This is a genomic window from Photobacterium sp. GJ3 (assembly GCF_018199995.1).
Taxonomy (GTDB): Bacteria; Pseudomonadota; Gammaproteobacteria; order Enterobacterales; family Vibrionaceae; genus Photobacterium.
The window spans coordinates 339,240-362,943 of sequence record NZ_CP073579.1 but is presented as its reverse complement, the minus strand read 5'-3'; the positions used below and the strand labels follow the sequence as shown (position 1 = coordinate 362,943).

The 23,704-nt window shown below is 47.6% G+C and carries 20 protein-coding genes and 4 pseudogenes; 13 read left to right on the top strand and 11 right to left on the bottom strand.

The window, feature by feature from the left end; translation table 11 throughout:
• Positions 1-84 precede the first annotated feature (84 nt).
• The gene (locus KDD30_RS18465) at positions 85-1,155 is read left to right on the top strand and encodes a hypothetical protein (protein ID WP_211651460.1); all 1,071 of its coding nucleotides are present in this window, start codon (positions 85-87) and stop codon (positions 1,153-1,155) included.
• Positions 1,156-1,246: 91 nt separating this feature from the next.
• Here the strand turns inward: KDD30_RS18465 and KDD30_RS18460 are convergent, their stop codons facing one another.
• Entirely contained in the window at positions 1,247-2,179 is a 933-nt protein-coding gene (locus tag KDD30_RS18460; RefSeq protein WP_211651459.1) for an EboA domain-containing protein, read from the bottom strand.
• Positions 2,180-2,686: 507 nt separating this feature from the next.
• On the opposite strand from KDD30_RS18460, the gene KDD30_RS18455 reads away from it, so the two are divergent.
• The gene (locus tag KDD30_RS18455) at positions 2,687-5,119 is read left to right on the top strand and encodes a M9 family metallopeptidase (RefSeq protein WP_211651458.1); all 2,433 of its coding nucleotides are present in this window, start codon (positions 2,687-2,689) and stop codon (positions 5,117-5,119) included.
• A gap of 101 nt (positions 5,120-5,220) precedes the next feature.
• On the opposite strand, the gene KDD30_RS18450 is transcribed toward KDD30_RS18455, so the two are convergent.
• From KDD30_RS18450 to KDD30_RS18440, 3 genes and pseudogenes are all read right to left on the bottom strand, one after another.
• Positions 5,221-5,532, bottom strand: a complete 312-nt coding sequence (locus KDD30_RS18450) for a cupin domain-containing protein (RefSeq protein WP_211651457.1) — start codon at positions 5,530-5,532, stop codon at positions 5,221-5,223.
• A gap of 17 nt (positions 5,533-5,549) precedes the next feature.
• Positions 5,550-6,049, bottom strand: a pseudogene (locus tag KDD30_RS18445) (N-acetyltransferase family protein).
• A gap of 102 nt (positions 6,050-6,151) precedes the next feature.
• Positions 6,152-6,436 (bottom strand): annotated as a pseudogene (locus KDD30_RS18440) (GNAT family N-acetyltransferase); the annotation flags it as partial.
• Positions 6,437-6,744: 308 nt separating this feature from the next.
• Here KDD30_RS18440 and KDD30_RS18435 point away from each other — a divergent pair.
• Positions 6,745-7,053, top strand: a complete 309-nt coding sequence (locus tag KDD30_RS18435) for a hypothetical protein (protein ID WP_211651456.1) — start codon at positions 6,745-6,747, stop codon at positions 7,051-7,053.
• Positions 7,054-7,163: 110 nt separating this feature from the next.
• Positions 7,164-8,078, top strand: coding sequence for a pirin family protein (locus KDD30_RS18430; protein ID WP_211651455.1), 915 nt, complete (start codon positions 7,164-7,166; stop codon positions 8,076-8,078).
• A gap of 96 nt (positions 8,079-8,174) precedes the next feature.
• On the opposite strand, the gene KDD30_RS18425 is transcribed toward KDD30_RS18430, so the two are convergent.
• On the bottom strand, positions 8,175-9,590 hold the full coding sequence (locus KDD30_RS18425) for a cytochrome-c peroxidase (RefSeq protein ID WP_211651454.1): 1,416 nt from the start codon (positions 9,588-9,590) through the stop codon (positions 8,175-8,177).
• Between the two features lie 1,079 nt (positions 9,591-10,669).
• On the opposite strand from KDD30_RS18425, the pseudogene KDD30_RS18420 reads away from it, so the two are divergent.
• The 5 genes and pseudogenes from KDD30_RS18420 to KDD30_RS18400 all read left to right on the top strand — a co-directional run bounded on the left by KDD30_RS18420 (position 10,670) and on the right by KDD30_RS18400 (position 13,474).
• Positions 10,670-11,010 (top strand): annotated as a pseudogene (locus tag KDD30_RS18420) (urease subunit beta).
• 2 nt (positions 11,011-11,012) lie between these two features.
• Positions 11,013-11,222, top strand: a pseudogene (ureC, locus tag KDD30_RS18415) (urease subunit alpha); the annotation flags it as partial.
• A 51-nt stretch (positions 11,223-11,273) separates the two neighbouring features.
• Positions 11,274-11,870, top strand: a complete 597-nt coding sequence (locus tag KDD30_RS18410; protein WP_249199465.1) for a HupE/UreJ family protein — start codon at positions 11,274-11,276, stop codon at positions 11,868-11,870.
• Complete coding sequence (locus KDD30_RS18405) at positions 11,854-12,321, top strand: urease accessory protein UreF (RefSeq protein WP_211651453.1); 468 nt, start codon at positions 11,854-11,856, stop codon at positions 12,319-12,321. The genes KDD30_RS18410 and KDD30_RS18405 overlap by 17 nt, the downstream gene beginning before the upstream one ends.
• Before the next feature lie 196 nt (positions 12,322-12,517).
• Positions 12,518-13,474 carry a transposase gene (locus tag KDD30_RS18400; protein ID WP_211651452.1) on the top strand — a complete coding sequence of 319 codons (957 nt, stop codon included), beginning with the start codon at positions 12,518-12,520 and terminating at the stop codon, positions 13,472-13,474.
• Here the strand turns inward: KDD30_RS18400 and KDD30_RS18395 are convergent.
• Complete coding sequence (locus KDD30_RS18395) at positions 13,460-14,386, bottom strand: LysR family transcriptional regulator (RefSeq protein ID WP_211651451.1); 927 nt, start codon at positions 14,384-14,386, stop codon at positions 13,460-13,462. The genes KDD30_RS18400 and KDD30_RS18395 overlap by 15 nt on opposite strands.
• 98 nt (positions 14,387-14,484) lie before the next feature.
• Between KDD30_RS18395 and KDD30_RS18390 the strand changes: the two genes are divergently transcribed.
• Positions 14,485-14,907: a DMT family transporter gene (locus tag KDD30_RS18390; RefSeq protein ID WP_249199412.1), complete on the top strand. Its 423-nt coding sequence runs from the start codon at positions 14,485-14,487 to the stop codon at positions 14,905-14,907.
• Positions 14,908-15,342: 435 nt separating this feature from the next.
• Entirely contained in the window at positions 15,343-16,836 is a 1,494-nt protein-coding gene (dgt, locus tag KDD30_RS18385; RefSeq protein ID WP_211651450.1) for a dGTPase, read from the top strand.
• 49 nt (positions 16,837-16,885) lie between these two features.
• Here the strand turns inward: dgt and KDD30_RS18380 are convergent, their stop codons facing one another.
• Positions 16,886-17,374: a hypothetical protein gene (locus tag KDD30_RS18380; RefSeq protein ID WP_211651449.1), complete on the bottom strand. Its 489-nt coding sequence runs from the start codon at positions 17,372-17,374 to the stop codon at positions 16,886-16,888.
• Positions 17,375-17,537: 163 nt separating this feature from the next.
• Here KDD30_RS18380 and KDD30_RS18375 point away from each other — a divergent pair, with 163 nt between their 5' ends.
• Together KDD30_RS18375 and KDD30_RS18370 are read left to right on the top strand one after the other, a co-directional pair.
• Positions 17,538-19,082 carry a bifunctional GNAT family N-acetyltransferase/carbon-nitrogen hydrolase family protein gene (locus KDD30_RS18375; protein WP_211651448.1) on the top strand — a complete coding sequence of 515 codons (1,545 nt, stop codon included), beginning with the start codon at positions 17,538-17,540 and terminating at the stop codon, positions 19,080-19,082.
• 22 nt (positions 19,083-19,104) lie between these two features.
• On the top strand, positions 19,105-20,082 hold the full coding sequence (locus KDD30_RS18370; RefSeq protein WP_211651447.1) for a DUF2860 family protein: 978 nt from the start codon (positions 19,105-19,107) through the stop codon (positions 20,080-20,082).
• 66 nt (positions 20,083-20,148) lie between these two features.
• Here KDD30_RS18370 and KDD30_RS18365 read toward each other — a convergent pair whose 3' ends face one another.
• The 4 genes from KDD30_RS18365 to KDD30_RS18350 all read right to left on the bottom strand — a co-directional run bounded on the left by KDD30_RS18365 (position 20,149) and on the right by KDD30_RS18350 (position 23,552).
• Complete coding sequence (locus tag KDD30_RS18365) at positions 20,149-20,805, bottom strand: DsbA family protein (RefSeq protein ID WP_211651446.1); 657 nt, start codon at positions 20,803-20,805, stop codon at positions 20,149-20,151.
• Positions 20,806-20,904: 99 nt separating this feature from the next.
• On the bottom strand, positions 20,905-21,735 hold the full coding sequence (locus KDD30_RS18360) for an arylamine N-acetyltransferase (protein WP_211651445.1): 831 nt from the start codon (positions 21,733-21,735) through the stop codon (positions 20,905-20,907).
• Between the two features lie 127 nt (positions 21,736-21,862).
• Entirely contained in the window at positions 21,863-22,417 is a 555-nt protein-coding gene (locus KDD30_RS18355) for a peptide-methionine (S)-S-oxide reductase (protein WP_211651444.1), read from the bottom strand.
• A 154-nt stretch (positions 22,418-22,571) separates the two neighbouring features.
• Positions 22,572-23,552 (bottom strand): rhodanese-related sulfurtransferase, encoded by a 981-nt coding sequence (locus tag KDD30_RS18350; protein WP_211651443.1) that lies wholly within the window; start codon positions 23,550-23,552, stop codon positions 22,572-22,574.
• Between the last annotated feature and the right edge of the window lie 152 nt (positions 23,553-23,704).

Below are 23,704 nucleotides of genomic sequence, written 5' to 3'. Positions count from 1 at the left end.
ACCAGATCATGATAAATTGGCTGGCCTCAGCATTGTTTTACAAACAATGTTTCATTGTTCACGACAATAATCATGGAGGAGATAGTGCTTAAACGTTTGTATATTATTTTCATCGTTATTTTCATCAGCCCTGATCAAACGCTTGCTTCAAATGGTGCATGGTTGTTTGCACACAGAGCCAACAGCCCCGCTGCGGTGAATCACGCCATTGACGACCATTTAAATGCGATAGAAGTGGATATATCGCTCGCCAAAAACATACCCGCCCACCGCCGCTGTACGCGAGATTTATGGTGCGCTTATCATCGGGGAGATACGACAGCCTATAACTTATCGGATGTTCTCGAGACAGCCCGTACAGGGACAGGCGCTTCAGGGATAAACAACAGCCAGATTGGTGCTGTCTGGCTGGATGTAAAAACCGACAATGCAGCCCACGCAGATTATCAGGCGCTGACTCACATTGTGTTTGATACATTAGGTACCGGTGACAATACCCTCCGAAAATACTGGGGTGTCTGGCCAGCCAGTCAGTTAAATACGGCTTATACGCAAGTTGTCAGAAATGAAATTGTTCAAAGAAACCTGCAAAAAGAAAGCACATTTATTATTGAAGCAGACAGCAACCAGGATACCAATCTCGCGGCTCAGCAATGTCAAACCTGGGGTCTGCAATGTGGGTTATCTGCCGGGAATCCATTTCTGGGGGATCTCGGCACCCACACTGGCCCTTCCTGGGATATGAATAATCTGAATTACCTCAGCGGTGATATTTCTCACAAGTCACATATCAATTCGATCTTCTTATGGACCTTTAACTGGAACGGCCTTTTTGAGGACGACATGATCCGGTTGCTTTTTGGTCACAGAAGTCACTGGGAATATCTGGCCGGATTTAACTGGCAATGCGGGCAAGAAGGCAATGGCATCATCATTGGCGCGATAAATTCCGTCTATCCTGCTGATTTTTGTACCGAAGCCGATGGCAATGATGCCTGCTCCATCGCTACAGAAGCAATTTTCGCAGGCCCTCTCACTCTGGGAGACCGTTATACCGATTTGAGTCAACCCAGAAATCAGTATGCAAGCTCAAATCCCCTGACATGTAACGTGTACTACTCAACGGATTCATCCACCTCCGCAGACATACACTAACGGCACTAACGGGACAGACACAGTTTCTCTTCTGTGACTGTCCCGCTAAAAACCTTCAGCGAAGGCGAATAATCATGCCTGTCCCCTGACGTTATGATGTCCGAAAATGACCGGTATTGAAACATGAAGACGTTCGCGAGAATCGCGCCTCACTGAGTAACTCATCGGCAAGCGGACGAATGTGCGGCGCCATAGAAAAAGCTGACTTCGCCAATTGTTGCCAGAAGTCGGCTGGACATTCCTGTGCTCCATTATTCACCAGCCCTAACAGCGTAAAATACTGATGTTGTTCAGACTCTGAGAATACATTACCCAAATAGAGATCTTTACCTTGGTCAGACAAATACCGATATCGCATCCCCAGCCAGATACTCGGTGGAATATCCTGCTCAGCATGTAGCCGCTCACGCACCAGATCCATACACAGTTTGGTCAGTTCCGGCGACTGACGCAGCGGCAAACCTTCAATCTGCTCAAGATTCAAGTCCAGCAACACTGCTTTTTGTATCAGCTTTAGAAAAGTACATTCATTTAAGAATTTCACCGGGTAAGCATTTTTCAGTGCCAGCGCCGAGAAAAGGTCGAGATTCGAGGTATTCACGGTCTCCACCGCAATGGGATTCAACTCATGATTTGCTGCCAGCCAGTCTAAAGCCCGAACCGTGACAATCTTTTCACTGACATCAAACTGACGGTAAATTGAAAGCATTAATTCAGGCCAGTTCACCGCTGGGACAATGCTTCTGAGCGTCAGCAGCAAGAGTAACCGGGCAGCCTGATCCACCTGCCAGTGCGTCCCTTCCGGCTGATATCTGAGTGCTTCTTCACCCAGCTTTCGTTGTGCCATCGCACTGGTGAGCAACAGGGTATTCACTGCCAGCTCGAGCGTGCGGCAATCCAGGATTTTGTCTCTGCCGACCTGAAGCCAGGTGCGAGATGCCGGATCCAGCATGACATTTAATTCACTTTGTAATGCGTCCGGAGAAAAATGGCTGAGTGGCGTATCAAAACGTCGGGAATACATAATTGCTCTCTCACTGTCAGGTGGCCTGCATCCGGTTATGACCCTTCATGCTGACTGGCATCAAGCGCCACGACAAAGAATTACGCAGCAGAGGCTGGCCCACCATCGACGATTCCGTCGCGAGGATTTCCATAAGGAATATTTAATATTGTTTGAGTTGAATATAGCTGTCCCTTCAGAGAATAAAGACTAATCTCTGACTTGGGCCTGATAGAAAGGTTTATTTTGTGATTTCTTTCGTTTCTCATAATGTAATTGACATAAATATCACTTGCATTTCAGTGAGCGAGATTCAGTTTCAGCTCAGAACGTACATTGGGTTCTAACCCGCCGCCACCATACTCAAATTCCAGCAAGTCACTTCCATGGCTCACATCCAGATTCCCTCATATACGATGCTGTTGTTTTGTGAACCAACATCTTAGTTTCATATTCAACTCAATGCATTTTTATTGCTTGTTGGTATAACGCGTTTCTTTACTCCACGCAAATCAACAGGTTGCTTATATGAACAATTTACAATCCGGTTTCAGACACTCAGCACTGGCACTGCTTGTTGCGGCTGGTCTCTATGCGAACAACGCATCTGCAGCTCCTGCCTGCGAAATTGAAGCTTTACTGGCTTCTCCAACCCCTGTCACGGACATTGAGCAGGCGGATTTGGATTGTCGGAATGCATGGTTCTCAGCGCCACCAGAAACACTGAATACCCTGTTCAGTGAGAACAGCCTGTTGAATATTCAGCAACAGTTAATGCTTCAGATCCAAGGGTATCAGGGTGGAGCAGAGCAAGCTGCTGTGATTGAAAATCTGGGCGAATTCGTCCGGGCCGCCTATTACGTGCGATACCCGAACAAAGCACAGTACGGGGATTTTTCCGACTCACTGGATATCGCACTTGCCGGGACAATCAACGCGTTTCTGGCCTCCCCTTACGCTGCGCAAAGCGGCAGAGAACAAGTCGCAGCTCTGAAAAGCATGACGGTGATGGTCGACAACATCCGCCAGTTGCCGCTGACCATGGCAAATCAGCTGCAACTGATGCATCAGTTCACACCGGAAACGGCACAGGATCTTCAATTCGTTGATGCACTCAATAATTTGTTCCGCGCAATGAGCGGCCACATTAGCCTGGATACTTTTTATGATGATCTGGCACAACATCCGGAATATCTGACGCAGTTACATCAATTCGTTTTGGATAACGAATGGGCGCTCGGCACTGAAGCTGAATTCATTGTAACCAATGCCGCACGAGAGATGGGCCGCCTGTTAGTCTCGCCGCACCAAAGCACTCGTCAGCAGGTGTTGTCGATCCTTGAATCTCTGCTGCAGCGTTATCCGCTGGGTGGGAAGAGCAACAAAATGTGGGTTGGCATTGCAGAAATGATCAACTATTTTGCGCCCGACAAAGCAGAATCACTCGGCGTGAAAGACGCAAAGGCAAAGCTTGAAGCCATGGTGATGCCCTTCCGCTACAACTGCGAAGGTCCTGCGATCGTCCGTGCGCAACAGATGACACAGGCTCAGGCAGCTGACGTCTGCGCGGTCCTTGCCGACAAAGAAGCAGATTTTCATCAGGTTGTGAATTCCGGTTATCAGCCGGTTACAGACGATCTGAATGATACGGTTGAAGTTGTTGTTTTTGATAACAATGCAGATTACGTCAGTTATTCCAATTTCCTATTTGGCAATACCACCAACAACGGCGGTCAGTATCTGGAAGGAAATCCGGCAGACCCGCAAAACCAGGCCAGATTCGTGGCATACCGCAATGAATATGCCGAAGGCTATAGCATTTTGAATCTGGAACATGAATATGTGCATTATCTGGATGGCCGCTTCAATCTGTACGGCGATTTCAATGACGTTCTGAGTCCGGGTCACACGGTGTGGTGGCTGGAAGGATTTGCGGAGTACATGCACTACAAACAAGGCTACACAGCCGCTGTCGAACTGGCCCGGGAGCAGACATACTCTCTGTCTGAAGTCTTGTCGACAACATATGATCACGATCTGAACAGAGTTTACCGCTGGGGCTATCTGGCCGTGCGTTTCCTGATGGAAAACCATCCTGACGAAGTCAATACTCTGCTGTCTGCTGGTCGTCAGGGAGATTACACCCAATGGACCCAAACGGCCAAAACACTGGGAAATACATACGGGGTTGCGTTCAACCAATGGCTGCTGACCGTTGAATCCACGCAAGAACCGGGTGAACCTGCGCCGGATCCGCAGCCAACGCCTGATGAAGCAACGCCACTGAGCCTGAACTCCCCAGTCACGCTGGCAGGCGAAGCCTACAGTGAGCACCTGTACTACGTTGATATTCCGGCAAAAACACGGGAATTTTCTATGCGTATTACCGGTGACGGTGATGCCGATCTCTACGCCAGCTTTGGCCGTATCGCCCATTACTACGACTTCGACTTTACCGCTTTCGCGCCGGGCAGCAACGAAACCCTCGACTTCACACCACAAGCGGATGGATTCATTAAACCGGGTCGCTATTACCTGAGCGTGACTGGCCGGGAAGCATTCAGCCAAGTGTCCCTGACGGCATCTGCAGAGGTGGCTGCCGACAATCCAACGCCTCCGGGAACACAGCCCGCTGATGATCTGACGCCCATTGTGCTGACTGCGGATCAGCCGCAAACAATACAAGTTTCAGCACAGCGTTATCTGGCGATTCACGTGCCAAATGCCGGACAGTCCGTGCGTGTCTGGGTGACACCGACATCCGACAACCAGCCGGGAAATACCAATTTGTATGCAGCTCAGGCGCATTGGCCAACGGAGACACTATACGACGCGGCCTCCACCTACGCGGGCCATCAGGAGTTTATCGAACTGAAATCCGAGCAATCCGGTTATGTCCATTTCATGTTGAGTCATACCGGCGAATCAGCAAACGTTGAGATTTATGCCACGGTCTATTAATTAATGGCATAAAGCGGCTGGCTTCAGTCTCTGTCGCCAGGCAGTCTTCCGACTGGCGCAGTTCGTATCATTCCCCCTGATTGTTCTGCGCCTTTTTTATGTCAGACACTTCCTTCGGTTTCAATCACCAAAATTCGCGCCTCACCTTTCGGATGTGCGACATGCTCCGTGCCCACCGCAGCATAAAAGATATCCCCGACACCCAAGATCACAGACCGCTCCACACCGGCTTCGCGGTAAAACATTTCCACTTCACCATCGAGCACGACAAAGACTTCCTCACCATCATTGATATGCCATTTGTAGGGTTGATCCGTCCAATGCAAGCGGGTCGTGATCCCTTTCATATTGGCGATATCCAATGCTCCCCATGCCCGATGGGCGGTAAATTCCTGACTGCGAATCACTTTCATCCTGAATCCTTTCTGTTTCAATGTTGTCGTGTCTGGTCGCTGCCAGATGCGAAAGCTGCCAGCGCCTCATCCGAAAAGCGGTAATATTCTTTCTCTGTGACTTGCGTGGCGCCAATGGATTGATAAAAGCGCCCGGCACTAGGGTTTGTGCGCTCTGCGGTCCAGTCCAGACGGTGACATCCCTTCGTGAAAGCATACTTTGCCAGGTACCGCATCAGTGCCTGTCCCACTTTCTGACCCCGTGCGCTGGCTGCAACGAATAAATCCTTCATATACATCTGGCCGGACAACTTGGGGATGGATACAGGATGCTATAAGTCGCAAACCCGACAATCACGCCGCCTGTATAAGCCGCAACAACGCGGACGCCTGAATGATCTGCAAAAAGTGAATCGGTCAGATAGGCTTCAATTTCAGACTGAGAGGCTGCCTGATCAGCAAAATAATACGCCTCTAACTCAAGAAAAATATCCACCAGCCGGGCACGCTCTGCGCGTGTCACCGGCTCAATATCAATCATTTTTCCCTGAGCAACACCAGGCTGGCACTGCATCAGAATTTCTTGTTCTGTTTCACCGACGTTGTAAAAACCAAGCCGCTCATACAAATGCTTTGCCGGATTCATTTTCAGTACGCTCAGCGCGACACGGTCACCTTTTACAGATGCTCGCTCAATCAACTGACCAATCAGAGTGCGGCCTATCTGACGATTTTGATACTGGGGTAAGATCTGAATTTGATGCAGAGACCACTGCCGTTGCTCATACGAATAACTGACTTTCAGCAGTCCCGCATTCTGACCATCGACTTCAATCACCTGTGCATGTTCAAACTGATACAAAATCCGCTCCAACGAAGCTTCTCTGTCAGCCGGCACGCCAGCCTGCTCCAGATAAGTCTTCATCGTCAGATCACGCAGCGTGAATAAAAAAGCCAGGTCTGCCAGAGTGGCATGTCGAAGAGAAACCTGTTGTGCTTCCGTATTGGCTGTCATAGTTCCATCCTGAATACTGTGTCGTTCCTGACAAACGCAGACATATCATAAAGTTAGATCGCATTGTTGGATAGCTTATTTCTTATGCCAATCTTGTTCTGATTTTTCGAACAAGACAAAAGATAAATTGATATGGATTGTGATTTAAATCACATTTAATCTCTACACCATCAATACGGTTCATCCTTTCCACATCACACGTTTATTTTGGAGTAAGCATGATGAAAACATTCCTACCTGCGCTGGTACTGAGTACACTGACTCTTTCCGCATCCGCTTTTGCTGAACTCACTGTTGATGTATCTCCACAAAGAGGTGGCGCTTGGGTTCAGGTTCAAAAAGATGGCGTGCCACAGGCCAATGTTGATGTGACTGTCCCAAGTCAGAAATCACACTACACCACGGATCAAAACGGCAGAGCTTTTGTCTACAGCCATCGTGAAGCAGCACATACCCTGACCATCAATATTTCCGAAGAAGGGGGTCAGTCGTTTGCGGTACAGCGTCTGATTCCTTCCAGCCGCTGAGTTAAAATTCGCTCCGGGGTGCCGATTGGCGCCCTGAAGCATCCCACTCGCACATTACTCATGATCTTCCATACTGAAAGCATTCAAGGCTTTCAAACAAGGTGGTTTTCATGAGCAATACTTTCAAAGACGCAGAGCAACACTGCGATTCCAGTGGGGCCTGCGGCGCAATCATTCAGATCCTGACCCCGAAAGAAAAAGATCTGGGTGGATTTTCAGTACGTCGCTTATTACCCACCATTCAACAAAAAATGGTCGGTCCCTGGATCTTCTTTGATCATATGGGACCGGCACACTTCCCGGCCGGTGAAGGCATCAATGTCCGCCCCCATCCCCACATCGGTATTGCTACTGTCACCTATTTGTTTGACGGGGAGATTCTTCACCGTGACTCCTTAGGGCATCTGCAGCCTATCAAACCCGGCGATATCAACCTGATGATCTCTGGCCGTGGCATCGTTCATTCAGAGCGTGAACGCTATGACGTCACAGCAAAAGCACATACCTTGCACGGCCTTCAACTCTGGCTGGCTCTGCCCGTTCCGGATGAGGAATGCGAACCGGCGTTTCATCATTATCCGGCAGATACGATTCCTGCACTTCAAGTTGAAGGTGTAGCCGTGCGTGTGATGATGGGCACAGCCTATGGTGTGACCGCGCCAGTCAAAACTTTTGCGGACACTTTATATGTAGAAGCAGAACTTCAACCCGGCCAACGCCTGACACTCCCCATGGCCGATGAACGAGCGCTATACATTGCTCAAGGCCAGGTCAGCGCAAAAGACTCCGTCCTACCTGAACACAGCATGGCTATTTTCTCACCGCATGAAGGCATTGAAATTGAAGCAAAAGAACCTTCCCGAATCGCCATCATCGGAGGCGAAAACATCGGCCCCCGCTTCATCGAGTGGAACTTCGTCTCCAGCCGGAAAGAGCGGATTGAGCAAGCCAAAGAAGATTGGCGCAATCAGCAATTCCCGATAGTACCCGGTGATGAAACGGAGTTTATTCCACTGCCGGAATAAGTCTTTTCTTATCAGGACAGGCGCACTTATTACCGCGCTCAATTACTGGGACAGTCACCTCAATACAAGCTTGATGTGTCTGCCCCAACATCACTCTTATTTTTTACCTTGCTTCTGCGGTTTACTGCTTGTTTTATATGGTTTCGGAGCTTCAACTATTGTTGTATCTGTTAAGGTTTTCAGGTAAGCCACGATTGCGGCTTCTTGGTGAGCCGTTAAACCCAAATCCCCCGTTACGCCGCCAATGGTCAGCAAAGGGGCATTAGGTATTTCAGGTTCAGGCCAACAGTTGTTGGCAAGGGCGTCTTTTTCAGTCACGATGCCATCCGGACATCGGACAACACCAAACAAGGCTGCAGTCTCACCAGCAACATCTGAGGTATTGTAGAAATGCACAATACTCTCCAGACTCTTAAACCAGCCATTGTGAGCATATGCTTTGGTAAATCCTTTTCCAGGCCGCAAATCAACATTACGTAATGTTGGCGTTTTGTGGGCACCTACAAATGCATTCTGAACAGAGAATGGAGGAAAAGGTAAATCATTTGCATCTGGATTTAGGCCCAAATTTATCAGTGTTGAATGCAAACCAATATCCGGCAATGGAGAACCAGGAAGCTCATAATTTCTGGGAACGCCAATCGCGTGATAACTGTCATCTGTATAGCGTTCCAACGGATGAGTACCATTCGCACCATTGCTGTTATGGCAAATGGAACATCTTGCCGGGCCATAGAACAAATCATGTCCCTCATTTTCAAGGTCAGTCAAACCATTCAATGGGAATTGCTGATTATCGTCTTCCGCAAGCGCTATATCCCGTTTTGAGTTAAAGCGATTATTATCTTCAGACATTTGCCATGCCGCTAAAGCAACAGCAAAACGTGCAAATGCTGTGGCCGATTCCGCTTCAGACTGACATGTTAAATCCACACCCCATGCTAAATAATACAGTTCTTTCCCCCATGCAGTGGACTCAACCTGACTACAAACATCCTCCTTACTCTTGTGGTTTTGTTCTACAGGATTCAGAAAAGGACTGGCAAAAGCCTGATCGGCAAGAGGACCAAGATATTTCGTGTAAAACCCTTTTTTCTGTCCGCTGGCATCGTTTGCATTAAAAATCAAATTTGTGTTTTGAACAATATCTCCATTTGCACGACCATTCCAGAAAGCACCTCCACAGGGAAAAATTCCACATGGCCCCAGCCTTGCAAGTTGGAGTGATTTCAGACCTTTCGCTTCATTTTCATGTATAAAACTGACATATTGATTGGTCGGCGGTTTCAGTCCTCCTGCATTTTTTAGTGTTGTTTTTTCCTCGCCCTCAGCCAAGTCTTTTGGCCTTAAATGCGGCCTGGCACCAGTTACTGCCACCTGATGCAGGTTAACACCCGAGACATTATATGTCCCACCAGTATTCGGAGCATGGCAAGTCGCACAGGACATCCGGCTCGGATCAGAAATATTCTCAAAAAATAATCTTTTTCCTAACGCCTCGATTGGTTGCAAATGATATTCATTATCACCCCTTTAGATTGCGAGTTAAATGAAAAAAACGCCGACATTATCAGAACTGATACCCCTATTATTTTCGCTGGTTTTAAAAACGCACTGATACTCTCAAGGGGTTTACTTTTTGATGCTTGCATGGCCATAAGTTAACCTCTTCTTTTTCCCACGCACATATCAACCACCTACCAAGCTGGGTAGCCTTTGGAGAATAGAAATTGATTAACCAACTATAACTTAAGTTTATAAATCCAATTTTCTCAAAAAGGAGAAATTCATTGTAATCAAAAATATAGGCAATAAATTCTCAATTCTTAAAAATAAAACACAAAAAAGCACCATCACAAATACAACTTCCGCTTATAGCACCCACTTATCATTAAAATTAACATTTCAATCAAAAAAACCACAATGAATTATTGATTCTAACCATTAACCTTATTAAAAATTAACCTCAATAAAAAACAGCATTCACACAATTACCATTCATACTACTTTTTCAATTCACTTGAAAATTATTGTGTTTAATAAAATGGTTTTATAGGCTGAAGAAATTCTAGATTCAGATAAGTCCTCTTGTAGGGACAGTCACTTCAATACAACCCAGCTTGATGTGTTTGTCCCAACAACCTCCCTCAAAAAAGTGCAACAATCTAAGCGGTTGCACCATCGGTGTACACTCATCTCGATTCGCACAGGCCATCTTGATAAATTTCCAATTAATTCATTGAAATTCAATAGAAAAATAAAAATAAGACATAGGGTCACATTTGGCCTCTGTCTTGCCTTCCTATGTAGAAGGGACTGATTTTATGGTGCCTGTCCCAGTTATGATTTGAAAACTAAACAAGGGGCAGTCCGCAAAATTCTCAGGCGGGATAACGCAAATGATTCGCATGTGCTATTTGTTAAATAAATCCTTTCAGAATCCCTAAAATCAAATCACTTCAGATATTCAGGAGCGTCAATCCACGTGATCTTAAGCAGGGACGAGCACGATTCCCCACGACATGTTTCGGGGACAGACACAGTTATGAACAAGGACTATGAACAAGGACAGGCACACAAAACCTTCCTCGCTGATTCCCGGTGAACTCCGCACAGCCGCAGGAGAAATCACCCTGAACCAGGGCCGGGAAACCTGCAGCATCACGGTGGCTAATCTCGGTGACCGACCTGTTCAGATAGGCTCTCACTACCACTTTTACGAAGTAAATGAATCGCTTCAGTTCGATCGGGAGAAGGCCCGGGGGTCCGGCTGAATATTGCTGCCGGTACCGCCGTAAGATTTGAACCCGGTCAGAGCTGTACGGTAGAGCTGGTGGCTTTTGCCGGCGACCGGAAAGTCTTTAGGTTTCAGGGCAAAATCATGGGACCACTCGACTTGCCTCAGGAAAAAGAAAATCAGGGAGATGTATAAAGATGGCAACAATGTCCAGACAAGCTTATGGCGAAATGTTCGGCCCGACGACAGGCGATAAGCTGCGTCTGGCAGATACAGAACTCTGGCTGGAAGTCGAACGGGATTTCATGGTGTACGGTGACGAGGTGAAATTTGGCGGAGGCAAAGTAATTCGCGATGGTATGGGCCAGCGGCCATCACCACGCGTACGAAGGCGAGTTCTGAACAATCTCACTCCCATCACGAATAACGTCTACAACCCAATTGAAAAGGAACTTCACATGAGCCCACTACAAACTTATCAACGCTTGACTATCGCTGCTACTTCATCGCTGCTTACCTTCCCCACTCTGGCTCACGTTGGTCACGGTCAGGAAGCCGGTGTCATCGCAAGTTCATTCATGGCAGGCGTCTCTCACCCATTGACCGGACTGGACCACCTCGCGATGCTGCTCGGTGTCGGATTTCTTTCTGCACTGACGCCGGGTCTGAAAAAACAGTTGTCACTCATGGTGAGTGCCTTGTCGAGTATTTTGCTTGGCTTAGTGTTTGGCGTTTTAACCGGTGGATTTTCAGGGATGGAAGCGTTGATTCTGGGATCCGTATTTATCGTCGCCGCAGCACTGGGACTTAAGGCATCGAGACGCAACCACCTCGCGAATATCGGAACCCTGCTCTCTCTCAGTCTGCTGCTGGCTCATGGGTGGGCTCACGGGGCTGAAGCACCGGCGGCAGCGGTTCTGGCTTTTGCACCCGGCATGCTGGTGAGTGCAACCGCACTACTGATCACGGGCAATCTGATCGGGCGTGCTGTTCCGGCGCGCTGGCTGAGCCCTTTACTGGCTTTCAGTGGCGTCATGCTTGCTCTGGCTTCTTAATGATGGACACACCACAGCTGAATTCCGTCTGTTTCAGCTCATCAGCCCTTCCCTGCCAATTGATGCATTCACCTATTCACAAGGGCTGGAATGGGCCGTTGATCACGGCTGGGTCCGTGACAAAGCATCGCTCGCTGACTGGCTCAGAAACATACTCAATCAAAGCTTGACCCCGCTCGAACTCCCCGCATTAAGACGGCTCTATCAAGCCTGGGAAACAGGAGATCTGGACGCCGTCCGAGACTGGAAACAATGGCTGTATGCCTGTCGTGAAACGAACGAAAAACAGCAACGAGGCAGAGCAACAGCCACGCTGCTGGCGCAACTGGGTGTTTCTTTACCGGGACAGGCACATGAAGCACCTCCGGGACAGTCATCTCATGTCACAGTCATCTCATGTCAATCTTTCCGCGGGTTGTTGGGACGAGGGCTGTTGGGACAGACACTTTAGCAATTATCGCGACCGGCTTATCAGGACAGGCATTTCAAGATTCGTCATTGAACTGGCCGATGTCTCAAATTCAATCACATTCAAACTTCTTCATTACATTTCTTTGGGAAATACCGCTATTTCTCGACACCCCCTGATTCCGCAGAGAGCGCAAGCCGGATACTGTACATTCATCCAGCAAAAGTGAGTAAGATTCATGACCAGAGCAAGAAACCAGCAAATCTGCCTTGATGCAACGGAGTATTATCATTGCGTGTCACGCTGCGTCCGCCGCGCATTTCTTTGTGGCTTTGATGAGGATACAGGGGTCAGCTATGAGCACCGTCGAGGGTGGGTCGAAGAAAGATTATTTGCTCTGACTCAAGTCTTTTGCATCGATATTTGTGCCTATGCCATCATGAGTAATCATTATCACCTTGTTCTTCATGTCAACAGACAACAAGCTTCAGCATTATCTGATCTTGAGGTCATCGACCGATGGATAACCTTTCATCTCCCGCCAGTCTTGATTCAGAAGTACTTACGTGGAGAAATTAATTCTACGGCTGAAAGAGCTTCTGCACTCAAAATCATCAATCTATGGCGTGAACGACTCTATTCAATCAGTTGGATGATGAAATTACTCAATCAATTTATCGCGACTGAAGCAAACAAAGAGGATGCCTGTTCTGGACATTTCTGGGAAGGCCGCTTCAAAAGTCAGGCATTACTCGATGACAAAGCACTCATTGCCGCGATGGCTTACGTCGACCTGAATCCTGTTCGTGCGGGCATTTCAGACACACCCGAATCGTCTGATTTCACATCCATTCAATCCAGAATCAATGCCGATCAAGGGAAAAAAGAAACACCAAAACTCTATCCATTGATCGGGGATATACAAGCACAAGACGGGATTCCCATTCGGCTCGTCGATTACATTCAACTGGTTGAATGGACTGGCCGTCGGTTCCGGGAACAGAAACAAGGACAAATTCACCCAAACCAGCCACCCATTCTGGAGCGGTTGGCATTATGTTCTGATACCTGGATACACGCAGCGCTCCATCTCAGTCAGGCATCACTTGCGGGCGAAGCGTCCACGATAAAACGAAACCTTCATCATTTCGGCAGGAAAAGAATGACTGGTTTTCGGTTTTCACAACCGAGGTAGCGCATCCCAAGCAGGATGATCTGTCCCCAAATGAAGTAGCAGGAAATCGATCAGCACCCTGACTTTCGCAGGTAAATGTTTACGTTCCGGAAACATCGCATAAATCGCGTGTACGGGTAAGGCATAATCTGTCATGACAGGCACTAACTTCCCGGCAGCCAAATCCGGGCCCACGATAAAGGTCGGCATCTGACAGATGCCTGTCCCGTGCAGCAAAGCTTCACGCAGCGCTTCACTGTTATTCACGCGATAATTTCCCTGAGGCTGGACACTTTCTATCCCTGTGGGCCCATCAAATCGCCATTCAGCACCACCTCGGAAAAAGCTGTAATACAGACAATTATGGTGACGCAGATCTGCCGGAGATTGAGGCATGCCATGCTGTGCAATGTATTCAGGAGAAGCACACAATACACTACGGCATGGGGCGATCTTGCGGGCGATCAAACTTGATTCCGGAATATGACCAATTCGAATGGCTAGATCGAAACCGCCCTCAACCATATCGACCATGGCATCTTCCATCGACAAATCGAGCCTGATTTCCGGGTACGCTTTCAAAAATTCAGGGATTAACGGAGCAACATGTAGCCGCCCAAACGTCATGGGGACAGTCACTTTTAACTGTCCGCTGGGTTGTTTTTGCTGCTGAGCGAGCCTGTCTTCCCCCTCTTGCGCTTTCATGACAGCAGCCTGAGCACAGGCGTAATACTGCTCCCCTGCTTCAGTCAGGCGCAAACTGCGAGTCGTGCGATGCAGTAATCGGGTCCCGAGAGACAATTCCAATTGAGCAATACGCTTGCTCACAGCAGATTTTGTAATACCCTGATGTTGTGCAGCAGCGGAAAAACTGCCCTGCTCCACAACACAAACAAACACAGGGATTGCACTAAAAGTATCTAACTGAAGCATATTGTGTAGTATTCCTCAACAAAGAGTTATTCAAACCAAGGATTATAAACCTGAAGAATACAGTATACAGTAAGCACATCAATGAAAATTACTGAACGGTGTACATTAATGACGCACGCATCTTCTATTCTGGCCGTCTCTGGCGGGGGCCTGCTAACCCTAATGATTCTTCTGAACAGCCTACTGGCCAATACAGTTCACCGCTCACTGCATCCTGGATAGCGCATGGGGTCGGCGCAGGTTTCGCGGGGCTTGTCTTGCTCTGCAAATATGCGCACCGTCGTGCCCATGTCCCAAAGACCCGGGGCAACACCCCGCTATGGGCTTATCTGGGCGGGATTCCCGGAGCGTTCACAGTGGTACTTGCTGCAATCACCGTGAATAGTCCGCTTGGAATCGCAGGCTCGCTTGCTCTCATGCTCATGGGACAGACACTAATCAAGATGTTCTGCAATCTGGCAGGTGTAGCACTCATTCTACTGGGCATCTTTCTCAACAAGACTCAGCAGGATAAGCCATAAAGCAGCAGAGAAACTGCGCCTGTCCCCATAGGATCTACAGTGCCTGTCCCCCTAAAAAAATGTCCCGCTAAAATTAATCCGCTGGCGCAGGCACAACATCGGCTTTTCGCTGCCAGGTCAGGGTTGCCAACAACATCCCAATCAGCATCCCAATCAGGACAGTCGCCATCCCCGCAAGCTGTGTGGCTTCTGGTGTCTGTCCCGGTAAATTCTTTGATATATAGTATTAATTTTTCATCAAAAAGTATCATTGATCATAAATTGAATAATAATTTCTATTTAATCGAGCCCAACTATTTTTTTATGTTAAATTCATATTTCAACCTTGATAACTATCTATTGTGTAATTTCATTTTAAGAACAAGTGGAAAGTAAACCAAAAGCCTAACCTTTAAATGACCAAAATAACCAGGTTTCATTTATGGATGAGAGAGCATGAGTAACATGGATTTCAAAGTAAAGTTAAATATTACAAGACCAAATGATGAGTCAACCTCCTACGAGATCAAAAGAGCCCCCTTTGAAAGTGATCGAGGGAGAATCATTAACTCTGCAGCAATTCGTCGCTTACAGCAAAAAACACAAGTATTCCCACTAGAGCGTAACGCTGCGGTTCGAAGCCGGCTGACACATTCTCTGGAAGTGCAACAAGTCGGACGATTTATTGTCCAACAAGTAGGGTTTTGGCTTGACAGAAACGATATAATCAACAAAGAAGAACTTCAATTATTACTTCCTCTGATGGAATCAGTTGTTGAAATGGCGTGCTTAATGCACGATATTGGTAACCCTCCATTTGGTCATTTTGGTGAAAAAGCAATAGCCGATTGGTTTCAATCGAATGTCGAGGAAATAATTCAAGAGGAAAATAAAACACCAGAAGAGCTGGTCGACATATTAAGAAAAGATATCTCCAACTTTGAAGGAAATGCACAAGCAATACGCCTCATTCATTCTTTACTGAAACTTAACCTTACTTATAGTCAGTCTGCAGCAATATTAAAATACACCCGCCCAGCTTATGAAAGTGATGAATCAAATAATAATGCTAACAATCTAAGAAAAAAACCTGGTTTTTATCTATCAGAACAGCATTTCATCGAGAAAATGCAAATCATATTGGAAATGGAGCCTGGATGCCGCCATCCACTCTGTTACATTATGGAAGCTGCAGATGACATATCATACTGTCTTGCTGACATAGAAGATGCTGTTGAGAAAAAAATACTAACGGTTCCTGCGTTAAAGGAACTCATAATCAATGCGTATCGAAACCTCGGAAGTAATCCTGAAGCTGAGGAACATTATTACTTTGGGAGTAAGATCAGCTTAACAAGAATACTTGATAGAGCATTCCAAAAATATACTGACGAAGATATAGATAAAAACAATCAATTTTTCATTGAACTACGAGTTTACCTGCACCAAATTTTAGTGAACTATGCCGCCAGACAGTTTCATGAAAATCTAGAGTCTGTTTACCATGGCACTTATAATAGTGGCTTACTGAACAAAGGAAGCTCTGCACATAGTTTGTCTGAAGCGTTCAAATCTGTTGCTATCCAAGAAGTATTTAGTCACCCTGAAGTTGAAATGCAAGAAATCAGAGGCCACCGTATCATCCAAGGTCTTTTAGACATTTACAAACCATTGCTCCTTTTAAGTGAAAATGATTTTTCACAGCTAATCAATAATAAAAGAGATGCAATTAAAAAGTTCCCACTTGAGTCAAGATTACTAAATAAATTATCAGGAAAACATATCAGAGCATATCACTCAGCAATGGAAGAAAGAAAAAGTGATAGTCCAACTTTATATATATCCGCTTGGGAAAAATATTATCGCTGTCGACTTTTACAAGATTATATAAGCGGTATGACCGATCAATTTTCCTACGATGAATATAAGCGGATGACTGTTCGAGACTGAACCTCAAGTCTTGCTCATAGAAGCGCCCCTCAGCGAGGGGCGTTCAGATTTATTCTTTTTCTTCCTGTGCGAATTCTTCACTGGCTTTCTGCCAGGCATGGCTCAGATTGTCATAAGCATCAGAGAATCCTGATTTCACATGTTCCCAGGCTCCCGCAGAACTGCTTTTCATACTTCCGTACCACTCAGCCAGTTCCACCCGCTGCTCCTGGAGCGATTTCAGTGTTTTTCTCGATTTTTCACGCGCCGCCTGGTCCATGTTGTCCCAGTTTTTTTCAATATTATTTTGCAGTTCGTCGATATTTTTATCCAAGCTGTTCAGGCCCTCCTGAGTCGCTTTGACCGCCTCATCTTTCTGATCTGCTGAATATTTCTTCAGGGATTCCAGCAGTTCCTGTGTGTCCTGGCTCACTTGCTCTGCTGAGGTCGTCGCGTCTTCTTTTTCATGATGGGCGGCACTCACAGTAAGGGGCGTCAAGCCGAGTACAGTAAACAAAGTAAAAACAAGGGTATAACGCTGAATTATACGAACTTTCATAGTTCCTCCAAGTCTGGATTGATCATGAAGCATCCGCATCTAAATATGGCTGACATTCAATCACACTGTGTTCAAACAATGTCAACATTGCCCCTGACTGGCGATTCAGTGCGGATGTTCCATACTTGATACCAATGTCTTCAACAATGAAAAACAATTAGTTATGGAAGAAAATAACACAACCTTACTGAATTTGCGCACCATCGAACCGTCAGACTACAAACAACTCGCCGCACTGGAGGATCTGGTATTTCCGGATGTCGGCGGTGCCTGGCCCAAGTCAACCATCATGGGATTAATTAACAATTTCCCGGATGGCCAGATTTGTATCGAAGACAAAGGAAAAATTATCGCAGCGGCCCTGACCATTCAAGTGAGCTATAACCGATATTCTCTGAATCACACCTATCTGGATATCGTGGACAGCAATCAGGTGGCCTGCCACAATCCGAACGGAGATGCCCTGTATGGTCTGGACGTCTTTGTTCATCCGGACTACCGCGGCTTACGACTGGGCAGACGCCTCTATGAAGCACGAAAAGAGCTGTGCCGGGCGAATAATCTGAAGGCGATTCTGGCAGGCGGGCGCATTCCCGGCTATCACAAGTATGCGTCCGAGATGCCCGTCTCCGAGTACATTGCCAAGGTGAAACGACGGGAGATTCACGATCCGATTCTTTCATTTCAACTATCGAATGACTTTGACGTCAAACGCCTGATGAACCGATATCTGCCTGAAGACGCAAAATCGAAAGGCTATGCCACCCTGCTCGAATGGGACAATATCTTTTATGAAGAAGATTTGTCCGTGCATCAGACCGAAAAAACGCTGATCCGCCTGGGGATCATCCAATGGCACATGCGCCGGGTCGTTTCGGTAGAAGATCTGATGAATCAGGCTGAGTTCTTTGTCTCTTCGCTGTCGAAATATCAGTCTGACTTTGCTTTATTTCCGGAATTTTTTAATGCGCCGCTCATGGGTCTGGCGCGCGACAAAGACTCAGTGGAAGCCATTCGCTACCTGAGTCAGTTTACGGATGAAATCCGGCATCGTTTTTCGCAACTGGCCGTAACCTATAACATCAATATCATTGCGGGCAGCATGCCCTATCTGAAAGACGACAAGCTCTACAATGTGTCTTACCTGCTCCACCGCGATGGTGACATTGACGAGCAGTACAAGATTCACATTACACCCCACGAAGTCCGGGACTGGGTGATCGACGGCGGCGATAAGGTCAAAGTCTTCGAAACCGATGCAGGCCGAATTGGGATCCTGATTTGTTACGATGTTGAATTCCCGGAATTAGGCCGGTTACTGGCCGACGAAGGGGTTCAGATTCTGTTTGTTCCTTTCTGGACGGATACCAAAAACGGCTATCTGCGCGTGCGCATCTGTGCCCAAGCCCGTGCGATCGAAAACGAATGTTACGTCGCCCTGGGAGGCAGTGTGGGTAATTTACCCCGGGTTGATAACGTCGACATTCAATATGCCCAGTCGGCAGTTTTTTCACCCTCAGACGTTTATTTTCCGCATGACGCCATTATTACGGAGGCCAATGCCAACACGGAGATGATCATTTTTGCGGATGTGGATTTATCAAAACTGAAACTGTTGCATAACCAGGGCTCAGTCACTAATCTAAAGCATCGTCGGCTTGACCTTTACAAAATGAAGCCTAAAAAGCCCAAGAAAAAGAAACATTAACCCCTTTGCAAAGGACAGCAACATGCATCGTATTCTTCGTCAGACAGCGCTTACTTTGACAGCGCTGTCTGCTTTTTCTGTGTCAGCCCAGCAAACGGTCAAACCGGGTCTTTCCGGGGATGTCAGCATCAATCTCGGCTGGTTTAAAAATGACTCCAAACTCAGTACCGAGCAATCTTCAGTGCTCAATTCGCTGAATGATCCCGGGAAAGATGAAGAAAAAACACTGCCGGTCCCCATGTGGAATTTACAATTGGGACTGTCCCCTTCGACTGCACTTTACTTTAAATCTGCGCTCGGCGGCATGGCCAGCAGCTTTTATCTGCAAGCGGGGGTGACTCAATCTCTGCATGATGGTTCGGCCATTGGTCTCGGCTTCATTCCCGGGTTCTTTGAAAATGAAGTCTGGGATGACCCGTTTCAAACGGGCTCCCCCCGCCAGGAAACGAAACGCACCATTCGCGGCTTTGTCTTCGACTATGACAACATTGCAGGCAGTCAGGTTTCGCTCGAACTGGCCGGTGGTAAGCGCCGGATTGACGATGAACGCAGTGGCGCAGGCTACGACACCGAGGCACAAAGTGCTCTGAAACGCGAAGGGGACTTGTACTATGCAGCCCTCAGCCAGACGCTGCCCTTCAGCCGGGATTTTAGCCTGGACTGGCAACTGCATTATTTAGGGGATGACGCACAAGGAGGAGCGCTCGCAAATCAGCGATATGGCGCGGAACTGACGGCGAAGCAACGCTATCACCGCTACATCTTCATGCTGGGTGCGAGTGGCGCCAGAATCGATTACGACGAACGTCATCCAATCTTTCAGCAGGTGCGTGAAGACAATCGGTATGGCGTCTCGATCACCCTGATTTATCTGGCTCCGTTCCAATGGCAGAACGTCAGTGCGATTGCCCGGGCCGGATATGACACGTTGTCGTCAAATATTGATTTTTACGATGAAAATCAAAGCCTGTACAGCATCGGGCTGGCGTATCGGTTCTGACTTCATTCAAGACCGTCAGATAAGACTGAAATGTTGAAGACCGGGGGCAATCCCCCGGCGGTTCAATTATGAACGGAAAAATAACCGGCTGAATTTCTCTTTCGTATTTGCCCAGTTCATCTTGTCCTGAATATCATTCAAGGTCGTCAGCTCATTACGGTAAGCCACAGCGATTGGCCATCGCTGCCCGTTGATCTCTAACACCAGAGAAGGAAAGCCAGAAACACCCAGAGCAGCGGTGAACGCCAGATTGTCTTCCAGTAGCGCCTGCACCGCCGGACTGGCCAGATCCCGTGCAAATCGATCCGTATCTAAATTCAGTTCACCGGCGAGCAAACAATGCGTTTCCGTATCGGAAGGATTCATGGCGCGAAGATAATAAGCCTTTTGCAACGCAGCCGTCATGGCATCCCCCTGCCCCTGACATTCAGCCGCCAGCACGGCTCTGCAAGCCGGATACGTTGAACGACGCGGACGGCATGTCGCCCAGAAATCATGATTGAACGTGGTGCCCAACTGACCTTCAATACGCTTCCAGGTGAGTTGCAGCATTTGCTGCATCTCTTCTGGCATCGGCTGATCACTGTCCGGGGCCAACCCGCCAAGTACAGAACGCACTTCAATCGTTTCCGGCAATTTGGCTTTCAACCGTGCGAATGCGGGCTGATATCCCCAGCACCAACTGCACATCGGATCGTGGACATAATAAAGAATTGCAGCCATTGTGCCTCCCGACATTTAAAAAGGGCAAACTCCTTTTATAAACGAACATTCCGGTAAAGCAAACATAAATCTGATAGAAAAAAGCCCGGGATATCAGGTTCATCCGTTCGTCTGCATCTGGCGAAGCTTCGCGGTCTGATGCGCAAACAGGTGTGCGGCCTCCTGCTCTGTCACCGCCAATTTGAATTGCGTTTTCAGCAATTGATACAGCATTGTGCTGTCTTCAATGGCCACGGATTTGTCTGAAAGATGCTGGTCATCGTATTCAAAATAGGTCAGATTACGGATCAGCATTCTGCGTTCAGCCACAATTCTGGAAACAACCAGATGATTCACAAAAGCCGCATCAGGCGACTGAGCGCTGTAGAAATGTGCAATCTGGCAGTCCGATTCCACATATTCGGCAAAATCGAACCGGTACAAAGTCTGAGCCGTCTCATCATGACGGGCAATCACCATGAACCCGCCCCGGCCATCCGGCTCGACATGATACGCATAGCGAAGTGAATCTTGTGCTTCCCCAGTTTCCAGCGCGATAATACGACGCGGGGTCATGACCCCGAATCCGCCATCGATCAGATACTGTTTTCCGTCCAACTGAAGTAAGGTCAGGCGATGAGAGCGTCCATTGTCCGGATTGCCATTCAGCATCACCCTGCCAATCAGAGGGCGAACTTCAAAGCCCAGATGTTTCAGCGCCAGAAAAATGACTTTATTATGTTCGAAACAGTAACCACCACTGCGTTCTGACACCAGCCGGTCAAACAAGGCTTCCGGTTCCAGGCTCAAATCACGGCTCAGGATGACATTCACACTTGAAAACGGATAACGTGCCAGATGAGCCGTTTGCAGGGACTGAACCCACGTCAGAGAATGCTGAGGTTCAGCCAGATCAAGAGATTGCAGGTACGCTTGTATATATTTGTCCATCGTTTCAGCCTTCAGAAAGTATGCGATGGCGCTAAGATAAAACCTCAGGTTAACCTGAGGTCAATCGTTTTTTTCAACACTTCATCCGTTACGATAGCGGTGACTTAACCCATCTCAGAACGCTCAGTCACAGTGTCCGCGTCGGCGCTTTCCTTTGTGCTTCAACGGCCTGTGGCACGCTTTGCTCAATCAGCGGTCTTTTCTTCTCATCAATCCGTTCACTGAACTGATTCAGCAAGATACCGAGTTTCGGACTGATCCGCATCTGGCAAAAAGGCCGCTCCGGATTTCGGTAAAAGTAGTTCTGAATTTCCTCACGGGAAGGCTCAAAGGTGTCGAATCTCAGCGCCTGGGTCAAAATTGGTTGTTCGAATTCAGCCTGAAGGGCTTTCAGGCACAATTGAGAGGCATGTTGCTGATCCGGACTGAACGCATAAACTGCGGAACGATACCGGTGTCGTAATGCGTGATTAGACGTACAGCTATGGGTGTATAAATGAATTTGAATCAGCGTGAACAAATCAATCCGTGCCGGATCAAAACGCAGCAGAATCCCTTCAGATAATTCCGCGTGGCCCTGAGCGGCAAGCCAGCCCTGTTCGACTTCACAAACACCGGATAATGAACGGAAAATCGCTTCCGTGCACCAGTGACAGCTTCCCCCGAATCCTATGGTCTCCATCGCCCGCCTCTCCAATTTATCCGTGTAAAGAGTTTGACCTGTCACACCCTTGATTGGTTTCAAACAGAGAGAAGGAAATTTCACACAAACAAAAAATCCCCGGTTTTCGTTGTAAAAACCAGGGATTACTGACGTTTAGCAGAGAAAAGTGCGATTAACGCTGCTCACGCTGCTGTTTTTTACGGGCCAGTTTTTCCTGACGACGTGCTTCGATGATCGTTTTTGCATCACCACCAACGTGCTGCTCACCTCGGGTTTCAGCAAGCTGAACCTGCTTCTCACGCTCACGGAAACGCGCTTTTTGCTCATCCGTATGCTTCTCAAAACATTTCGGACAGCTGACACCTTTCTCGAAGCGTTCACTCTGCATATCTTGCTCGGTAATTGGCAGGCGGCAAGCATTACACAGCGCGTAATTACCTTTTTCAAGCGCGTGATTCACCGTGACTCGGCCATCAAAGACATAGCACTCACCTTCCCACAGACTGTCTTCTGCCGGTACTTCTTCCAGATATTTCAGAATGCCACCTTCCAGATGGTACACTTCTTCAAACCCCTGCTCTTTCAGGTAAGCTGTTGATTTTTCGCAACGAATACCACCGGTACAGAACATCGCAACTTTTTTGTGCTTGGCCGGATCCATTTCTTCTTTCACGTAATCCGGGAATTCACGGAATGTTTCTGTTTTCGGATTGACCGCATGTTTGAAAGTCCCGACTTCAATCTCATAGTCGTTTCGGGTATCCACGACGAACACCTCAGGATCAGAGATCAGCGCATTCCAGTCCTTCGGTTTCACATAGGAGCCCACCACATGACGGGGGTCGATGCCTTCTACTCCCATGGTGACGATCTCTTTTTTCAGTTTCACCTTGGAGCGGTTGAACGGCTGGTTTTCATCAAACGATTCTTTATAGACGATATCTGCCAGACGCTCATCTTTCCGGAACCAGGCCAGCAGCGCATCAATATTTTCACGCTTGGCTGCAACCGTGCCATTGATACCTTCTTTCGCCAGCAGCAGGGTGCCTCGAATTTCTTTTTCTTCCATCAACTGCTGCAAAGGCTGGCGCAGCGCTTCAAAATTTTCCAGTGTAACAAATTTGTACAGTGCGCAGACAACGTATTGGGACATCGTTTTTCCTCAGTGCGGGCTGGATCGTAAATCCAGAGCATTGTGTTCAATCAGGCAGCAAAGCGCAGCCTGTCGTAAAGCGCGGCATTATAACCAAGACTTTCGCTTATAAACACTTATAAATAACATGGTTAATATTTCTTTTCATCGCT